Origin of the sequence: Mycobacterium sp. (assembly GCF_035274705.1) — a bacterium.
Lineage (GTDB): Bacteria > Actinomycetota > Actinomycetes > Mycobacteriales > Mycobacteriaceae > Mycobacterium.
Genome location: NZ_DATENY010000126.1, coordinates 1 through 16,794, shown reverse-complemented (window position 1 = coordinate 16,794; position 16,794 = coordinate 1). Strand labels below are relative to the sequence as shown.

Here is a 16,794-nt window from a genome sequence, read left to right as displayed (position 1 = left end):
GGTGCCAGTCCACAAGCTGCCCGGCAAGAACGGCGCATACCTCTTCAACCGCGCCGACGTCGAGAAACTGCAGGCCGAGCTAGCAGCCGAGGCCAGCGCGTGACCGCCCGGCAGATGTGCACACTGACCCCCGTCGAGCACCGCGGCGGCGTCGTCGCCGAGCTGGACATCAAGACCGAGCTCGACGACGGCCGCGCAACGACCATCACCCTCTTCCGCTGGCCGGTCGGCTGGCGGGTGCCGCTCTACCTCGATCTACCCCCATCCCTTAAGCGCGCTGCACTGCGGGTCGCGCGGGAGGTGGTCGCGTGACCGGCATCAACGTCCCTGAGCGCGCGTCGGCCTACTGGGACGCGCTCGATCGCACCCGGCCCAACGAAGCGAGTCCATTCGACGCGTTGCGGCGCTGCACGCCCGAGGGGCGCGAATACTGGTCCGGCCGCGACCTGATGCCCCCGCTTGGCTATGACTCCTGGCGCCGCTTCGCCGACGCGGTGCACCGCGCCAAGATCGCCGCCCAGAACTCCGGATACGACGTGACCAGCCTTTTTGCCGGCGCCGTCAAGAAGACGGACGGGCGGCCCGCAGAGGACTACCACTTGGCGCGGTACGCCTGCTACCTGATCGCGATGAACGGCGACCCGCGCAAGCCTGAGATCGCTGCAGCGCAGACGTATTTCGCGATCAAGACGCGCGAGGCCGAGACGGCACCGGCGCGTGAGCTGAAGGGTCCCCAGCTCGTCGCCGCCGCGCTCATCGAGGCGCACGCGATGCTCGAAGCCAAAGACGCGCGCATCGCCGAGCTGGAGCCGTCTGCGACTGCGTGGGACCGTCTGGGTGATCTGGGGGCCGACTACGAGGTCGCTGACGTACTTGTTCGGGTGTTGGGCGCGGCAATGCCCTTCGCGCTTTGACCTTCGGCAGGCTGTATGAGAAGTCCTCTGCGATTCGGCCGGTGCGGTACGCCCAGCGGTAGAAGCTGGCGAGGGTGTTTCGGTAGCCGCGGCGGGTCTCGTTTCCCCAATGCTTGTTGGCGTCTGAGCCGAACCAGTCGAGAAGTAGGTCTTCGGTGACGTCGTTGGGCATGCATTTCAGTGCGCGTGCCATCCGGGCTAGGTGCGATCGTCGGGTGCTGATCGTCGTCTTCGGTTGGCCAGCGGCCGCATGGGTGACGAGGTAGAGATCGATGAGTTCTTTCCATCCCGGGGGGATTGGTTTCGCGACGCCTGTGCTCACAATCGGGAATTTAAATTCATTCACTATGCAAATACTGTGAATTTGCTGTATTGACGGCTGATTAGTGGCTTATTCGTTATGCCACCGCGACTTTCTGGCGGAAATCTATCGGGATCACGTCGGCCTTGCGCCGGCCGCGTATACCCCAGAAGGTTAGGGGTTCGAATCCCTTCGGGCGCGCTCACTAGTGCTGAGCGGCGGCCGAAGGTGCCGGCTCGAAGCCGTCAACGCATGTTGACGGCCCGCAAAAGAGTCATGCTCCGGCGGAGCCGGGAGACTCGCCTTTTGTAACCCGACGCCCTATCTCTGGGTATGACGCTTCCACAGTTCACGGCAACACGCGCTTCCGGCGCGGTCGTCCTCATCCGCCTCTACGTCGGGCTCATCTTCGCCGGCGAAGGAGTGCTGAAATTCGTCCGGCCTGACGCTCTTGGGCCGGGCCGATTCATCAAGTCCGGCATTCCCGCCGGGACATTCTTCGCCTACCTCGACGGGGTCTTCGAGATCGGATGCGGCCTGCTGATCGTGGTCGGGTTGTTCACCAGGCTGGCGACCCTGCCGATGATCGTCGACATGCTCGGAGCGCTCGGGATCACCAAGGTGCCGCTCCTGTGGGGTCACGCCCCGCTGTACCCGAAAGAGGGCGGCTTCTGGGACTTTTTCCACGAAGGCCGTCTCGAGGTGGCGATGCTGTGCGGCAGCGTCTTCCTGCTGATCGTCGGTGCGGGGGTGTGGTCCCTCGACGCCCGAAGGAACCACCCCGAAACCGCACCCCGTCTAGCCGGCGCCCCGGTCTAGGCACGGGCACAGCATTCCTCAAGGTCGATTCCGGGACGGTGGCGAGTGATCGCAAGCGAAAATGGTGTGCGCCGTCCTCGACCCGTGGAGACGCGAATGTCGCGCTCGAAGGGGGGCCTGCAGTCGGTGACGGATGCGGCGTATCCGGACTGGGAGGCGATATACCGCGACAACATCACCTGGGTCTACCGGTTGATGTTCTCCAAGGTCGGCAATCAGCCCGACGCCGAAGACCTGACTGCGGAAGTGTTCATGACGGCATTGCGGCCGTTGCGGGTTTCGGCGACCGTGCCCGAGGTGCGCAAGTATCTTCGGATGACCGCGCGCACAGTCCTTGCGTCCTACTGGGGTGACCGCATGGGCCGCCAGGTGACAGCGATCGAGGAGGACGTGCCGGAGGTCATCGAACCGGAGACCGTCGCCAGCGACGCGCCCGACAAGGTGCGGCGTCTACTGCAGCACCTGCCCGACAACTATCGCCGAATCCTGGAACTGCGCTTTCTGCAAGCCTTTTCGGTGCGGGAGGCGGCGAGCCAAATGGGCGTCAGCGTCGCGAATGCCAAGGTGTTGCAGCACCGCGCGCTGCGGATGGCGGCACAATCGGGTGAGGAGGCCACGTCGTGAGCAACCGAACCGTACGCCGCTTCGTGGAGGGCCTACTACGAGGGCAACGCACCCAACATGCGCACCCGGACAACGTCGAAGCCGAGGAGATGAAGACCGCGATCGAGTTGCGCGCCGCCCGGCTGGGCAGCGATTCACCACGCGAGGACTTCGTCACCGATCTGCACCGGCGACTCGCCGGTGAGCTGGCCGACGAACAACAGACTGTTGATCACCCCCGATGGGCCCCACGCCGCCGCCAAGTCGTCATCGGAGGTTCGGTCGCGGCGGCCTCCGCGGCGGCCGGGCTGGTGGTCGGGCGCAATCTGCTCGCACCTACCGTGACGCAGCAGGCCACGCCGCAGACACAGGAGGAACTCGAACCCAACGCAGGTACCTGGCGGGCCGTCGGCGCGAGCGTCGACCTCCCTGACGGCGGCGCACTGGCGTTCGACCTCGGTTCCGTCAACGGGTTCGTGCACCGCACCGAGGCCAAGCTCGAGGCGGTCTCAGGTGTGTGCACCCACCAGGGCTGCAAGCTCTGGCTGGACGCGCCGGAGAGCCGGTTGCGCTGTCCGTGCCACTCGACATCGTTCTCGCTGGAAGGCGATACCGTCACCCATCAGTTGCCTATCGCGCCGCCACCGCTACCGAAGTTCCGAGTGCGCGAAATCAATGGTGTGATCGAGGTGTATGCGCCGACGAAATCCGCGTAGCACTAGTACCTCGGCGGGTGTCGGCGCCGCTCCTCGTAGGAGCGCCAGATGGCGAACAACCAGATCGCCAGGGCCACGAAGAAGCCTGCTGCCAGAATCTCCATGCGGACTCACCTGATGTCATTATGCGCCGCTAGATTGGGGCCGTGCGGCTGCTGCTGATCGCCGATACTCACGTCCCCAAACGCGCCAAGGATCTGCCCGCGCGCGTCTGGGACGAGGTATCCAACGCCGACGTGGTCCTGCATGCCGGCGACTGGGTCGAGCCGTCACTGCTCGACGAGCTCGAAGCGAGAGCCAAGCGGGTCGTGGCGTGCTGGGGCAACAACGACGGTGCGGAGCTGCGGCGACGGCTGCCCGAACGCGCCGACGCGACACTCGGCGGGCTGCGTTTCACCGTCGTGCACGAAACCGGCGTGGCCACGGGTCGTGAGGCGCGGATGACCAAGGAATATCCGGACTCCGACGTGCTGGTGTTCGGCCACAGTCACATCCCGTGGGACACCACAGCGAAAACCGGTCTGCGGCTGCTCAATCCGGGTTCGCCGACCGACCGCCGCAGGCAACCGTTCTGCACCTATATGACCGCTACCGTCGACAACGCCGCGCTGTCGGACGTCGTGCTCCACAATCTGGAACGACGTGCCTGACCGCCGGGCCCGCGTCGCCGACGTGCATGAGATCGCCTCGTCGATGCCGCACGTCACCCGGATCGAGGGGCCCAAGGGCAACCCCATCTACCAGGTGGGCGGTAAGTCGTTCGTGTTCTTCCGGACGCCGCAGCCGGATGCGGCCGATCCTGAAACCGGCGAGCGTTATACCGACGTCATCATGATCTGGGTGGAGTCCGAAAGCGACAAGCTGTCGCTGATTCAGGACCCTGACTCGCCGTTCTTCACCACCGACCGTTTTGACGGCCATCTGTCGGTTCTGGTGCGCGCCAGCCGGTTACGGGAAATCGACAGGACCGAGCTCACCGAACTGATTCAGGATGGCTGGCTGTCACGGGCATCAAGGCGCCGCGCCGAACGCTGGCTCGCCGAACAGGAACGCTAGCTCGGCGACACGTTGGCGTGTGCTGCGCCGCAGATGAACAGCGCCAGCCGGGCGGGGGTATCGCCGGGGTTCTTCCACCTATGCCGAGTCCCGTTCTGCACGACGGTGTCACCCGGGTGCAACGTGAGCTCGGCGCCGTCGTCGAGCTCCAGGATGATCGTGCCTTCCAGCACGACTTCGAAGTCGATGGTGGCGGTCGTGTGCATGCCGGGATCGGATGGATCGACGTAGCGCATCAGACCTGGGAGCTTGGCCTCAATATCGGCCATCGCCTCTTCTACAGTCACCGAGCCTTGCTCAGGGGCGCCGGCGATGCCCGGTGGGACGGTGAACATGCCGAACCGAAAGCCGCCGATCGGCGGAAAGTAGGTGTGCCACTCCGGCATAGACCCGTCATCGGGAAACTGCGGCGTCTTGTCCCCGCCCCACAACAGGTGAAACTCGGCGGCCGGCATCATCACCGGCCGGGCAGGCTCGACAGCCTCGTCGCTGACAAACACAGACTTGCCGGACGCATCATGTCCGGTCACCACGCGGCGCACACTCATTCGGTCAGTCAACCACCGGCGGCCACCCTCGCGTGGCAATGTCATCGGCATGGATCAGAAACCGCCGACTGCCGTCATCGAGTCCGCGCACCGCGAACATCTGAACAACCTGCCGTTCGGCGACACCGCCGATTTCGAGGACACCGACCGGGGTTTCATTGCCGCCCAACGACCGTGCGTCATCAAGGCGGCCGATGGCCGAGTGGTGTGGGACAACGACGTCTACTCGTTCCTGACGGGTGATGCGCCGTCATCGGTGCATCCCAGCCTGTGGCGACAGTCGACGCTGGCTGCCAAGCAAGGGCTCTACGAGGTTGTCGAGGGCGTCTACCAGGTGCGCGGATTCGACCTGTCCAACATCAGCTTCATCGAGGGCGACACCGGTGTGATCGTGATCGACCCGCTGATCTCCACAGAAGTCGCCGCGGCCGCGCTGCAGCTGTACCGGGGGCACCGCGGAGATCGTCCAGTCGTCGCCGTCATCTACACCCACAGCCACGTCGACCATTTCGGCGGGGTCCTCGGCGTGACGTCGCAGGCTGACGTCGACGCGGGCAAGGTCGCCGTGCTGGCACCCGAGGGTTTCGTCCAGCATGCCGTGCAGGAGAACGTCTATGCGGGCACGGCGATGACGCGGCGTGCGACATATATGTACGGCACGCTGTTGCCGATCGGTCCTCAAGGTCAGGTCGGCTGCGGCCTCGGGCAGCGCACATCCACCGGTGAGGTCGCCATGATCGTGCCGACCGTCGACGTTCGGGAGACCGGCGAAACGCACACCATCGACGGCGTCGAGATCGAGTTTCAGATGGCGCCCGGCACCGAGGCGCCTGCCGAGATGCACTTCTACTTTCCGCGGTATCGGGCACTGTGCATGGCCGAGAACGCGACCCACAATCTGCACAACCTATTGACGCTGCGCGGTGCGTTGGTCCGCGATCCGCACGTGTGGTCGGGATATCTCACTGAGGCGATAGACAGGTTCGCGGACAAGACGGACGTGGTGTTCGCGTCGCATCACTGGCCGACGTGGGGCCGCGAGCGGATCGTCGAATTCCTCTCGCTGCAACGGGATCTGTATGCGTACCTGCACGACCAGACGCTGCGGCTGCTCAATCAGGGCCACACCGGCATCGAGATCGCCGAGCGATTCCATCTGCCGCCTGCGCTGGAGAAGGCATGGCATGCACACGGCTATTACGGGTCGGTGAGCCACAACGTCAAGGCGGTCTACCAGCGTTACATGGGTTGGTTTGACGGCAATCCCGGCCGGCTGTGGGTACATCCCCCTGCGGCCTTGGCCACTCGTTACGTCGACGCCATCGGTGGAATCGACCGCGTTGTCGAGCTCGCGCGAAAGGCGTTCGACGACGGCGATTTTCGTTGGGCGGCAACGCTACTCGACCATGCTACATTCGCCGATGAAAGCCACGCGGCTGCCAAGGAGCTCTACGCCGACACGCTCGAACAACTCGCGTACGGGGCTGAGAACGCGACCTGGCGCAACTTCTTCCTCTCCGGCGCAATGGAATTGCGGGACGGTAACTTCGGTACTGCGACACAGGCCACATCACCGACGCTGCTGGGGCAGCTGACCGCCGAGCAGATGTTTGACACCCTGGCCATTAGCGTCAACGGCCCGAAGGCATGGGACCTCGACCTTGCGATCGACCTGACGCTCCTCGATGCCGGAACCAACTACCGGCTGACGTTGCGCCATGGCGTTTTGGTGTACCGCAAGGTGCCTGCGGACGAAGGGACCGCCGACGCGACGGTCAAGCTGGCTAACAAGATGCGGCTGTTACTTGTCGCCGCAGGCGATTTCACGTCGCCGGGATTGGACGTCAGTGGAGACGACGACGCGCTGCAGAAGCTGCTCGGCGTGCTCGACAACCCGGACCCGAACTTCAACATCGTCACGCCCTAGGGAATCCCGCCGTCTACCCGGATGGTCGATCCGCTCGTGTAACTCGACGCGTCCGACGCTAGATACAAAGCGGCGCCGATGATTTCGGGTGGATTGCCGAGCCGTTTGAGCGCAAAGTGCTGTGCCCCCGCAGTGGTCTTCGGGATATCCCACGCCTTGCTGATGTCGGTCAGGAACGGACCGGGCATCAAAGTATTGACCCGGACGGTTGGTCCGTAGGCCAGCGCCAGCCCCTCCGTCAAGGCGTTGAGCCCCGCCTTGGCGGCCGAATACGGCAGCTGCTCAGGCCGAGGACGACGCGATCCGCTCGAGCTGACGTTGATGATCGACCCGCCGCCGTCGGCGACCATCCGTTCAGCCACGAGCGTCGATAACCGGAACGGGCCCTTGAGGTTCAGGTTCACCACGGCGTCGAAGAGCTTCTCGGTGACCGAGTCCAGCGACTCGTACAGCGGCGACATGCCCGCGTTGTTGATCAGCACGTCGACCTTGCCGAACCGGTCATAGGCCGCATCGACCAATCCGTCGAGCTGGTCCCACCGCCCGACGTGGACCTCGTACGGGAGCGCGCTGCGGCCCGTCGCGGCCTCGATCTCCTCGGCGGTCTCTACACATGTTTCGTACTTGCGGCTGGCGATGATGACGTCGGCGCCGCACTGGGCCGCCGCGAAGGCCATCTCCCGGCCCAGCCCGCGGCTGCCTCCGGTGACCAGCACCACCCGGTCGGTGAGGTCGAACAGTTCGTCGGCGTAGCCCATGGCCCTATGGTGGCACGGTGCAATTGCTACTCATCCGGCACGCGTTGCCTCTTCGCAGCGAGCCTGGCCAAGGCTCGAACCCAGACCTTTCCGCGGAGGGCATCGAGCAGGCCAAGCGGCTGCCCGACGCGCTGGCGCGCTTCCCGATCACACGGCTGGTCAGCAGCCCGCAGCGGCGGTCGATGCAGACCGCTCAGCCGGTGGCAGATGCCCTCGGGCTGAGCATCGAGATCGACGAACGGCTCGCCGAATACGACCGGGACATGGAGCACTACATCCCGATCGAGCAGATCGCCGCCGAGTTCCCCGAGGAGCTCGCGCGACTGGCCAGCGGGCATTTGCCGAGCAGTGTCGACGAGGCCGCGTTCCTCAGCCGGATCAACGCGGGCATTCGCGACCTGGCGGCCGTTGGCGACCACGATGACACTGTCGCGGTGTTCACCCATGGAGGGGTGATCAACGGGCTGCTCCACACCATTCTGGGCACTGAGAAGGTGCTGTGCGTCAACGTCGACTACGCCGGAGTCACCCGGTTGCTCTCCTCGCGGGAGGGCAACCTGTACGTCGCCGCCGTCAACGGCACCGAGCACGTATGGGACCTGCTCCCGAGAAATCAGCGATGGTAGACAAGTCCAGTGACCACACCGCCCACCTCGCTCGAAGGGCTTGACCTCGCCGCCCTGGATCGCCACCTGCAGTCCGTCGGCATTCCGCGCAGCGGTGAGTTGCGGGCCGAGCTGATCTCGGGCGGCCGGTCCAACCTGACGTTCCTGGTCTCCGACGACGCGTCCAAGTGGGTGCTGCGCCGGCCGCCGCTGCACGGCCTGACGCCGTCGGCGCACGACATGGCGCGCGAGTACAAGGTGGTCGCTGCGCTACAGGACACCCCTGTGCCGGTGGCGCGCGCAGTCACGATGCGCAACGACGACTCCGTGCTCGGGGCGCCGTTCCAGATGGTGGAGCACGTGTCGGGGCGCGTCGTGCGCTACGACGCCGAGCTCGAGAAGCTCGGGGACACGGCCGTCATCAGCGGCTGCGTCGACGCCTTGATCCGGGTGCTCGCCGATCTGCACGCCGTCGATCCGGACGCGGTCGGGCTCGGCGATTTCGGCAAACCCACCGGCTACCTCGAACGGCAGGTGCGCCGCTGGGGCGGCCAGTGGGAGCTGGTTCGGCGGGAAAACGATCCATCGGACGCCGACGTCAAGCGGCTGCATTCGGCTCTGGCAGAAGCGATTCCACCGCAGACCTGCAGCTCGATCGTCCACGGCGACTACCGCATCGACAACACGATTCTCGATTCGCACGACGCCACCAAGGTGGTCGCCGTACTGGACTGGGAGATGTCCACGCTCGGTGATCCGCTCAGTGATGCCGCGCTGATGTGCGTGTACCGGCATCCGATGTTCAATGTCATCCACGCCGCTTCGGCGTGGGCGTCGCCCCTCATGCCGGAGGTCGACGAACTCGCGGATCGCTACTCGCGAGCGTCAGGACAATCGCTGGACAACTGGGATTTCTACATGGCGCTGGGCTACTTCAAAGTGGCAATCATCGCCGCGGGCATCGCATTTCGCGCGCGGATGGGCGGAGGCGTGGCCAAGGACACCGACGCGGTGGATCAGGCGGTGGGCCCGTTGATCGCCGAGGGGCTCAGCATCCTCGGCGGCTAGAGACCGGCCTTCAGATTCTTCTTCGCCGCCCGGCGAAGCTGCACGATCCTGGCGGTGCCGACGGCGACCGTCAGCAACCCGCCGCACACCGCGGCGAGCAGAATCGCCACGCCCACCGGCAGATTCCACTCCCACGCAAAGAAGTGGACGGTGGCCGAATCCGTGTTCTGCAGGATGAACACCAGCAGCAGGATCAGGATCACGAATCCGGCGATCAAGGACGACCACAACGCGGCCGCGCGGGTGAACTTCACCGCGGACTGCGGCGCGAGGAGATACTCGCCGGGAGTTGCCGTCGGATCGGGCGGTGTCCCACGCGAGGATGCCGGTGGCGGGGTCCGCGGCGGTTCGGCGGGATCGCTGGTCATGATATCCATCTTTGCCCTTTCGGCCGTCGAATGAAACCACCGCCGCGCTCACGGTGAGCCAAAGCGCGGCGACATCTTCGGCATGTCGATAGGGTCGCGGGGAGCTAGTGCGCCGAGAGGACATTTGGTATGTCGAGCACACGTAGGTCAAGTCTGGCGATCCTTGCGACCGTCCTTGCGCTGATAATCGCAGCGTGCGGCAGCTCGAACCCCCTCGGCGGCGGATCAGTCTCCGGCGATCTCAAATCGATTGTCGTCGGCTCGGCCGACTTCCCCGAGTCCAAGATCATCGCCGAAATCTACGCGCAGGCGTTGGAAGCCAACGGCTTCACCGTCGGGCGCCAGTTCGGCATCGGCAGCCGCGAAACCTACATACCCGCCGTCAGGGACCATTCCATCGACCTGATCCCGGAGTACACCGGCAACCTGTTGCAGTACTTCGATCCGAAGACCACGGCGACAAGCCCCGACACCGTCTTGCTGGCCTTGTTCCGCGCTCTGCCCGGCGACTTGTCGATCCTCACGCCGTCACCGGCGGAGGACAAGGACACCGTCGCGGTCAACCAGGCCACCGCGCAGAAGTGGAACCTCAAGACCATCGGCGACCTCGCGGCGCATTCGGCGGAGGTGAAGTTCGGTGCGCCGTCGGAATTCCTGAACCGCACAGAAGGTTTGCCGGGCCTCAAGAAGAACTACGGCCTCGACGTTTCGCCGAACAACTTCGTCGCGATCAGTGACGGCGGCGGGCCTGCGACGGTGCGCGCTCTGGTCGACGGCACCGTCACCGCGGCCGACATCTTCTCCACCTCGCCGGCGATACCTCAGAACAAGCTGGTGGTGCTCGAAGATCCGAAGAACAACTTCCTTGCGGCCAACGTCGTCCCACTTGTCAGCTCGCAGAAGAAATCCGATCAGCTCAAGACGGTGCTCGACGCTGTGTCGGCCAAGCTGACCACCGAAGCGCTCATCGAATTGAATTCAGCGGTGTCCGGCAATGCCGGCGTCAACGCGGACGACGCAGCACGAAAATGGGTGCAAGACAACGGCTTTGACAAGCCTATACAGGGGTAGCGGATGATCACCTTTGACGGCGTCACCAAGCAGTACCCCGACGGCACCGTCGCCGTCGACGACCTCACCCTCGAGGTGCCGGACGGCACACTGGCGGTTTTCGTCGGGCCGTCCGGCTGCGGCAAGACCACCTCGATGCGGATGATCAACCGCATGATCGAGCCCACCTCGGGGACGTTGACCGTCAACGGCGACGACGTCACCAAGGTCGATCCCGTCAAGCTGCGGCTCGGCATCGGCTACGTGATCCAAAGTGCGGGCCTGATGCCGCATCAGCGGGTGGTCGACAACGTCGCGACCGTGCCTGTGCTCAAAGGTGAGTCGCGGCGCACCGCCCGCAAGGCCGCGCTCGAGGTGCTTGAGCGCGTCGGGCTGGATCCACAGCTGGCGAACCGCTATCCCGCGCAACTGTCCGGTGGCCAACAACAGCGCGTCGGAGTAGCGCGGGCGCTGGCCGCAGACCCGCCGATCCTGTTGATGGACGAGCCGTTCAGCGCTGTCGACCCAGTGGTCCGCGAGGAGTTGCAGACCGAAATCCTGCGGCTGCAAAACGAATTGCGCAAGACGATCGTCTTTGTCACCCACGACATCGACGAGGCGCTCAAGCTCGGTGAGAAGGTCGCGGTGTTCGGCCGCGGCGGGGTGCTACAGCAGTACGACGAGCCGTTCCGTCTGCTGGCGAACCCGGCAAGCGATTTCGTCGCCGGTTTCATCGGGGCCGACCGCGGATACCGTGGCCTTCAGTGGAGGCACGCGACCGGGCTTCCGCTGCATGAGATTCGCAGCGTCACCGAAACGGAGATCGATGGTCTGTTGCTGGGGCCGAAGGACTGGGTTCTGGTGAAGAAGCCGGACGGCAGGCCGTTCGGCTGGGTCAACGCGGAGGGCGTGGAGTTGCACCGCAAGGGAAGTTCTCTCTACGACAGCACCTTTGGAGGTGGGTCGCTGTTCCGGCCTGACGATTCGCTGCGCCAGGCGCTCGATGCGGCGTTGTCGTCCCCGTCCGGGTTGGGTGTGGCGGTCGACAGTGACGGCCTGCCGGTCGGCGGTGTGCTGGCCGACGACGTGCTCGCGGCTTTGAACGAGCAGCGGCCCAAAGCGCTGCCGAAACTCGGTGCGCAGGACAAAGGCTGAGCGTGCGGTATCTGCTGAACAACCTCGACGACGCGTGGGCCCTGACGCTCGTTCACCTTCGGCTGTCGCTGGTTCCGATCGTGCTGGGATTGCTCATTGCGGTCCCGCTGGGTGCGCTGGTACAGCGCACCACCACGCTGCGTCGGCTCACGACCGTCACGGCGAGCGTCATCTTCACGATTCCCTCGCTGGCGTTGTTCGTCGTGCTGCCGCTGATCATCCCGACCCGAATCCTCGACGAGGCCAACGTCATCGTCGCGCTGACGCTGTACACGACCGCGCTGCTGGTGCGCGCCGTCCCGGAAGCGCTCGACGCGGTGCCCGAACCGGTGCGCGACGCCGCCACGGCCGTGGGCTACAAACCGGTCATCCGGATGCTGAAAGTCGAACTGCCGCTGGCGGTTCCGGTGCTCATTGCGAGTCTACGCGTCGTCGCCGTCACCAACATCTCGATGGTTGCCGTGGGTTCGGTGATCGGCATCGGCGGCCTTGGCACCTGGTTCACCGAGGGCTATCAATCCGACAAGAGTGATCAGATCGTCGCCGGGATCATCGCCATCTTCGTGCTGGCCATCGTCATCGACACACTGATCATGTTCGCGGGGCGATTACTCACGCCGTGGACTCGCGCAAGCCGTGTCACGCGGCCCAAGGCCAAGGCGGTCGCGGCATGAACTTTCTGCAACAGGCGCTGTCGTTCATCTTCACTGCCGCCAACTGGAGTGGGCCGGCCGGGCTGTTCGCCCGCATCGGCGAGCATCTCGAGTACACGGTTATCGCGGTCGTCGTCTCGGTGGTGATCGCCGTGCCGATCGGCATGATCATCGGGCACACCGGTCGCGGCACGTTCCTCGTCGTCACCGGTGTCAATGCGCTGCGCGCCCTGCCCACGCTTGGCGTCCTATTGCTCGGGGTGCTGCTGTGGGGCCTGGGTTTGATTCCCCCGACAGTGGCATTGATGTTGCTCGGCATCCCGCCGCTGCTCGCCGGAACGTATGCCGGCATCGCGAATGTGGACCCCGCGGTGGTCGACGCCGCCCGCTCGATGGGCATGACGGAGACGCGCATACTGCTGCGCGTCGAGACGCCCAATGCGCTGCCGCTGATCGTCGGGGGATTACGGACGGCGACGTTGCAGATCGTCGCGACCGCGACGGTCGCTGCCTATGCGAGCCTCGGCGGGCTGGGCCGCTACCTGATCGACGGCATCAAGGTGCGCCAGTTCTATCTCGCGTTGGTCGGCGCGTTGATGGTCACAGCGCTCGCATTGATCCTCGACGCCGCGCTGGCATTCGCGGTGTGGGCGTCAGTGCCCGGCACCGGCCGGCTACGACGAATGCCGCAGCCGTTGCTCGGCGACGAGGTCGCCCTCGAGTCGCGTGCTGTCGGAAGCCCGCTTCACGCAGGGGAATCGGCTCGTTATCCCGGTGCTTGAGTGCACAATGTGCGGCGGGCCGCGCGCAGCACGGCAGCCGCCTGATCGGGGTTGGCACCGTACTGGCCGGCAGTCGTATCTATAACGACCGAGGAGGACTGGCCGCTGTAAAGCAAATGGCACATCTGCTCCCCAACCAGGAGTAGCTGGTCGTCATCGCCGGGGAAGTTGCCACGCGCCGCATCGAGGAATCGTGTCTGGTCGGGCGCCAACGGTATGGGCCAAGCTGCGGCTGGTGCCGCAGTGGTCGTGAGCAGTGCTCCGATCGCGAGGCCGGCGCCGATGAATCGCTTACTCCGAGACATCAATCATTTCCTGCCTGTCGGGTTCCGAAGGGTGCCACGTTCGCTGGGGCACATGTCCAGCTTATGGGGTGGCTACCATCGCGGTTCGCACTTTTCTTGTGGCGCATCCGGCGAAGCAGCGAGCCTCTGCAATGCAGTTCGAAACCTCGCTACGAACGAGGCGATCCTTCGCCTACGGTAGAGGTGTGAGTGAAGAAGGCCGCTCTGATGTGAAGGAAGGCGCAGGCGCACGTGAAGGGGCGTGGCCCGCGATCTTGACCTGGCGCGCGCATGACGTTCCGCGAATGGAATCGGTCCGGGTGCAGTTGTCCGGCAACCGCATCAAGGCCTACGGCAGAATCGTCGCCGCCGCGACGCGATCTCACCCCGCGTTTTCCGCCTCATACGACCTGGTGACCGACGAGGCGGGCGCGACGAAACGCCTCTCGTTGACCGTCACGCTCGCCGAGCGGGAGCGCCAGCTCTCCATCGCGCGTGACGAGGAGAACATGTGGATGGTTCAGCACCACACCGGTGAGACCAAACGCGCGGCCTACGACGGCGCGCTCGACGTCGACGTGATCTTCAGCCCGTTCTTCAACGCACTGCCGATCCGGCGCACCGGGCTCTATCAGCGCACCGAGTCCGTCACGTGTCCCGTGGTTTACGTGCGCCTGCCTGAGCTGTCGGTGGACCCGGCAGTCATCACCTACAGCAGCGCACCCGAAGGAATCAAACTGCATTCGCCCGTCGCCGAGACCACGATCCGGGTCGACGACGACGGCTTCATCCTCGACTACCCCGGGTTGGCAGAGCGGATCTGATCACCCCGCCCGCGCGGCCGGCGGCGGCCAGTTCCTCGCGCCAGTTCTCCGCACCGACGACGACCGTGACGATCTCGGGGCGGCTGAAACTGTCGTAGCGCACACGCGCGGCATGTCCGGCCTCGACCAGTTCGGACAGCGGGTTCTTGGCCGCCAGCGCGTCACGCGCGTGGCTGAGCAGGCCCAACGTCCGCTCGAGGACGGGCAGCAGCTGGTCGGCGTTCGCCTCGCACATCGCGCGCACCAGATCCGGCGCGGTGGCCGCCACCCGAGAGCCGTCACGGAAGGATCCGGCCGCTAACGCGAATGCCAGCGGTACCTCGCCCGCGGTGATTGCCAGCGCCTCGGCGAGCAGATGCGGCAGATGCGAGATCGTCGCCGCGGCGGCGTCGTGCTCGTCGGAACGGGCCGGGACGACGACCGCGCCGCAGTCCAGGGCCAGGTTCATCACCATCGTCCAGATGTCTGCGTCGACGTGGTCATCAACGCTGATCACCCATGGCGCACCGACGAACAGCCGTGGATGTCCGGCCGCCCAGCCCGATCGCGCGGTGCCGGCCATGGGATGGCCTCCCACGAAGCGATCAAGCAGGCCGAAGGACCGGACTTCGTCCTGGACGCAGCCTTTGACGCTGGTCACGTCGGTCAGCGGGCATTGGGGAGCAGTGTCGCGGATGTGGCCGAGCATGAGCGGCAGCGCAGGCACCGGAACGGCCAGCACGATGAGCGCGTTGGTTTCGGCAGCGCGTGACAACGCCTCATCGATGTTCTCAGTGGCGTCGAAACCATCGAATTTTGCAGCCCGGACCCCCTCGATGGATCGGTTGTAACCGAATACCTCGCGACCGGCCGCCTTGGCGGCGCGCATTACGGAGCCCCCGATAAGTCCCAGACCCACCACACAAACTGGTGTGTTTGTCACCCCCCCAGGTTGGCACATTCGCGCATATCGCCCGACGTCAGGCTCGGTGTGGATTGCTGGTCAAGGCCCTGGTCGGGGACTACCGTTAGCCCACATGGGAGCGCAGAGTGCACAGGCGCAAGGCCAGGCCGCCGATATGCCCGACGGGTTCGGCGTGGCCGTCGTCCGCGAGGACGGCAAATGGCGTTGCTCTGCGATGCGACGAGCGGCCCTGAACAGCTTGACCGCAGCGGAAACCGAGCTGCGCGAATTGCGCAGTGCCGGAGCGGTTTTCGGGTTGCTCGACGTTGACGATGAATTCTTCGTGATCGTGCGGCCTGCGCCGGCGGGGACGCGGCTGCTGCTGTCGGATGCGACCGCGGCGCTGGATTACGACATCGCCGCCGAGGTGCTGGAGAAGCTCGACAACGACATCAGCCCGGAGGAACTGGAAGACGCCGACCCGTTCGAGGAGGGTGATCTCGGGCTGCTGGCAGACGTCGGTCTTCCCGAGGCGGTGCTCGGGGTCATCCTCGACGAGTCGGACCTGTACGCCGACGAACAACTGGGCCGGATCGCGCGGGAGATGGGGTTCGCCGACGAGCTGTCGGCGGTGCTCGAGCGCCTTGATCGGTGAACCGATCGTTGAGCCGGAGCCGGTGACCGACGAACAACTCATCCGGGCCGCATTGGAGGCCGCGTCTGCCGCGGGGCCGGATGATGTGCCGATCGGCGCGGTGATCGTCAGTGCCGACGGGACGGAGTTGGCGCGGGCGGCCAATAGGCGAGAGGAACTGGGCGATCCGACCGCGCACGCGGAGATTTTGGCGATGCGGGCGGCGGCCGGGGTGCTAGGTGACGGGTGGCGGCTGGAAGGCACGACTATTGCCGTCACTGTGGAGCCGTGCACGATGTGCGCCGGTGCACTGGTGATGGCGCGGGTGGCGCGGCTGGTGTTCGGTGCCTGGGAGCCGAAGACGGGGGCGGTCGGATCGTTGTGGGATGTGGTCCGCGATCGGCGGCTGACGCACAGGCCCGAGGTTCACGGCGGAGTGTTGGCATCCGAGTGCGCGGCGCCGTTGGAGGAGTTCTTCGCGCGGCAGCGATGAGCGCTTGCGCGAAGAGCGGAAAGCGCAGTTTGGGTTGTCCGCATGGGCATCGGTAAGCTGCCACACGGTGGCGTGTCCGAGCGGCCTAAGGAGCACGCCTCGAAAGCGTGTGACGGGTAACCCCCGTCCGAGGGTTCAAATCCCTCCGCCACCGCCATTGTGATGTTGCAAGACATCCGAATAGCTCTGAACCCTCGTTGGGGGTTCAGGGTTTTTTTCGTGGGCGTCCGCAGGGGACTCCGCGGGGTTGGTAGTCCCTGGTGGTGTCGATGGTGAGGTGGCGGATGAGCTCGCCGGTGGAGGCGTCGATGATTCTGACATCGAGGTCGTGGACGAGCATGAGAACGCGGGTT

22 protein-coding genes and 1 tRNA gene are annotated in these 16,794 nt (G+C 65.3%); 18 read left to right on the top strand and 5 right to left on the bottom strand.

Annotated elements, in window-relative coordinates; all coding sequences use genetic code 11:
* The first annotated feature begins 99 nt into the window (after positions 1–99).
* The 7 genes from VJV41_RS26240 (at position 100) to VJV41_RS26210 (ending at position 4,409) form a co-directional block, all read left to right on the top strand.
* A complete protein-coding gene (locus VJV41_RS26240) occupies positions 100–312 on the top strand; it encodes a hypothetical protein (protein WP_325338733.1) in 213 nt (70 codons plus the stop codon).
* Positions 309–914, top strand: a complete 606-nt coding sequence (locus VJV41_RS26235; RefSeq protein WP_325338732.1) for a BRO family protein — start codon at positions 309–311, stop codon at positions 912–914. Before VJV41_RS26240 ends, VJV41_RS26235 begins: the two co-directional genes overlap by 4 nt.
* A 634-nt stretch (positions 915–1,548) precedes the next feature.
* Positions 1,549–2,034, top strand: a complete 486-nt coding sequence (locus tag VJV41_RS26230) for a DoxX family protein (protein WP_325338730.1) — start codon at positions 1,549–1,551, stop codon at positions 2,032–2,034.
* A gap of 96 nt (positions 2,035–2,130) precedes the next feature.
* Positions 2,131–2,658: an RNA polymerase sigma factor gene (locus tag VJV41_RS26225; RefSeq protein WP_325338729.1), complete on the top strand. Its 528-nt coding sequence runs from the start codon at positions 2,131–2,133 to the stop codon at positions 2,656–2,658.
* Positions 2,655–3,353, top strand: coding sequence for a Rieske (2Fe-2S) protein (locus VJV41_RS26220; protein ID WP_325338727.1), 699 nt, complete (start codon positions 2,655–2,657; stop codon positions 3,351–3,353). The genes VJV41_RS26225 and VJV41_RS26220 overlap by 4 nt, the downstream gene beginning before the upstream one ends.
* 146 nt (positions 3,354–3,499) lie before the next feature.
* Positions 3,500–4,003 carry a metallophosphoesterase gene (locus VJV41_RS26215; protein WP_325338725.1) on the top strand — a complete coding sequence of 168 codons (504 nt, stop codon included), beginning with the start codon at positions 3,500–3,502 and terminating at the stop codon, positions 4,001–4,003.
* The gene (locus VJV41_RS26210) at positions 3,996–4,409 is read left to right on the top strand and encodes a hypothetical protein (RefSeq protein ID WP_325338723.1); all 414 of its coding nucleotides are present in this window, start codon (positions 3,996–3,998) and stop codon (positions 4,407–4,409) included. The genes VJV41_RS26215 and VJV41_RS26210 overlap by 8 nt, the downstream gene beginning before the upstream one ends.
* Here the strand turns inward: VJV41_RS26210 and VJV41_RS26205 are convergent.
* Positions 4,406–4,957 carry a cupin domain-containing protein gene (locus VJV41_RS26205; protein WP_325338721.1) on the bottom strand — a complete coding sequence of 184 codons (552 nt, stop codon included), beginning with the start codon at positions 4,955–4,957 and terminating at the stop codon, positions 4,406–4,408. The two genes, VJV41_RS26210 and VJV41_RS26205, sit on opposite strands and share 4 nt — an antisense overlap.
* 43 nt (positions 4,958–5,000) lie before the next feature.
* On the opposite strand from VJV41_RS26205, the gene VJV41_RS26200 reads away from it, so the two are divergent.
* Positions 5,001–6,884, top strand: a complete 1,884-nt coding sequence (locus VJV41_RS26200) for an alkyl/aryl-sulfatase (protein ID WP_325338737.1) — start codon at positions 5,001–5,003, stop codon at positions 6,882–6,884.
* Here the strand turns inward: VJV41_RS26200 and VJV41_RS26195 are convergent.
* Positions 6,881–7,642, bottom strand: a complete 762-nt coding sequence (locus VJV41_RS26195) for a glucose 1-dehydrogenase (protein WP_325338719.1) — start codon at positions 7,640–7,642, stop codon at positions 6,881–6,883. The genes VJV41_RS26200 and VJV41_RS26195 overlap by 4 nt on opposite strands.
* A gap of 17 nt (positions 7,643–7,659) precedes the next feature.
* Between VJV41_RS26195 and VJV41_RS26190 the strand changes: the two genes are divergently transcribed.
* Both VJV41_RS26190 and VJV41_RS26185 read left to right on the top strand, forming a co-directional pair.
* Positions 7,660–8,268, top strand: coding sequence for a histidine phosphatase family protein (locus VJV41_RS26190; protein WP_325338717.1), 609 nt, complete (start codon positions 7,660–7,662; stop codon positions 8,266–8,268).
* A gap of 9 nt (positions 8,269–8,277) precedes the next feature.
* Positions 8,278–9,315 (top strand): phosphotransferase family protein, encoded by a 1,038-nt coding sequence (locus VJV41_RS26185; protein WP_325338715.1) that lies wholly within the window; start codon positions 8,278–8,280, stop codon positions 9,313–9,315.
* On the opposite strand, the gene VJV41_RS26180 is transcribed toward VJV41_RS26185, so the two are convergent.
* The gene (locus VJV41_RS26180) at positions 9,312–9,683 is read right to left on the bottom strand and encodes a LapA family protein (RefSeq protein ID WP_325338712.1); all 372 of its coding nucleotides are present in this window, start codon (positions 9,681–9,683) and stop codon (positions 9,312–9,314) included. The genes VJV41_RS26185 and VJV41_RS26180 overlap by 4 nt on opposite strands.
* A 129-nt stretch (positions 9,684–9,812) precedes the next feature.
* Between VJV41_RS26180 and VJV41_RS26175 the strand changes: the two genes are divergently transcribed.
* The 4 genes from VJV41_RS26175 to VJV41_RS26160 are packed head-to-tail and all read left to right on the top strand — an operon-like array spanning position 9,813 to position 13,323.
* On the top strand, positions 9,813–10,754 hold the full coding sequence (locus tag VJV41_RS26175) for an ABC transporter substrate-binding protein (RefSeq protein ID WP_325338711.1): 942 nt from the start codon (positions 9,813–9,815) through the stop codon (positions 10,752–10,754).
* Positions 10,755–10,757: 3 nt separating this feature from the next.
* Positions 10,758–11,888 (top strand): ABC transporter ATP-binding protein, encoded by a 1,131-nt coding sequence (locus VJV41_RS26170; protein WP_325338709.1) that lies wholly within the window; start codon positions 10,758–10,760, stop codon positions 11,886–11,888.
* Positions 11,889–11,890: 2 nt separating this feature from the next.
* The gene (locus VJV41_RS26165; protein ID WP_325338708.1) at positions 11,891–12,562 is read left to right on the top strand and encodes an ABC transporter permease; all 672 of its coding nucleotides are present in this window, start codon (positions 11,891–11,893) and stop codon (positions 12,560–12,562) included.
* A complete protein-coding gene (locus tag VJV41_RS26160) occupies positions 12,559–13,323 on the top strand; it encodes an ABC transporter permease (protein ID WP_325338706.1) in 765 nt (254 codons plus the stop codon). Before VJV41_RS26165 ends, VJV41_RS26160 begins: the two co-directional genes overlap by 4 nt.
* Here VJV41_RS26160 and VJV41_RS26155 read toward each other — a convergent pair.
* Positions 13,308–13,628 carry a DUF732 domain-containing protein gene (locus VJV41_RS26155; protein WP_325338705.1) on the bottom strand — a complete coding sequence of 107 codons (321 nt, stop codon included), beginning with the start codon at positions 13,626–13,628 and terminating at the stop codon, positions 13,308–13,310. The two genes, VJV41_RS26160 and VJV41_RS26155, sit on opposite strands and share 16 nt — an antisense overlap.
* 185 nt (positions 13,629–13,813) lie before the next feature.
* Between VJV41_RS26155 and VJV41_RS26150 the strand changes: the two genes are divergently transcribed.
* Positions 13,814–14,431 (top strand): putative glycolipid-binding domain-containing protein, encoded by a 618-nt coding sequence (locus VJV41_RS26150; protein ID WP_325338703.1) that lies wholly within the window; start codon positions 13,814–13,816, stop codon positions 14,429–14,431.
* On the opposite strand, the gene VJV41_RS26145 is transcribed toward VJV41_RS26150, so the two are convergent.
* Positions 14,394–15,371 (bottom strand): prephenate dehydrogenase, encoded by a 978-nt coding sequence (locus VJV41_RS26145; RefSeq protein ID WP_325338702.1) that lies wholly within the window; start codon positions 15,369–15,371, stop codon positions 14,394–14,396. The genes VJV41_RS26150 and VJV41_RS26145 overlap by 38 nt on opposite strands.
* Before the next feature lie 76 nt (positions 15,372–15,447).
* Here VJV41_RS26145 and VJV41_RS26140 point away from each other — a divergent pair, with 76 nt between their 5' ends.
* The 3 genes from VJV41_RS26140 (at position 15,448) to VJV41_RS26130 (ending at position 16,598) form a co-directional block, all read left to right on the top strand.
* Positions 15,448–15,969 carry a tRNA adenosine deaminase-associated protein gene (locus VJV41_RS26140; protein ID WP_325338700.1) on the top strand — a complete coding sequence of 174 codons (522 nt, stop codon included), beginning with the start codon at positions 15,448–15,450 and terminating at the stop codon, positions 15,967–15,969.
* A gap of 22 nt (positions 15,970–15,991) precedes the next feature.
* Positions 15,992–16,441 carry a nucleoside deaminase gene (locus VJV41_RS26135; protein ID WP_325338735.1) on the top strand — a complete coding sequence of 150 codons (450 nt, stop codon included), beginning with the start codon at positions 15,992–15,994 and terminating at the stop codon, positions 16,439–16,441.
* A gap of 66 nt (positions 16,442–16,507) precedes the next feature.
* Positions 16,508–16,598, top strand: a tRNA-Ser gene (locus VJV41_RS26130).
* Positions 16,599–16,794 lie beyond the last annotated feature (196 nt).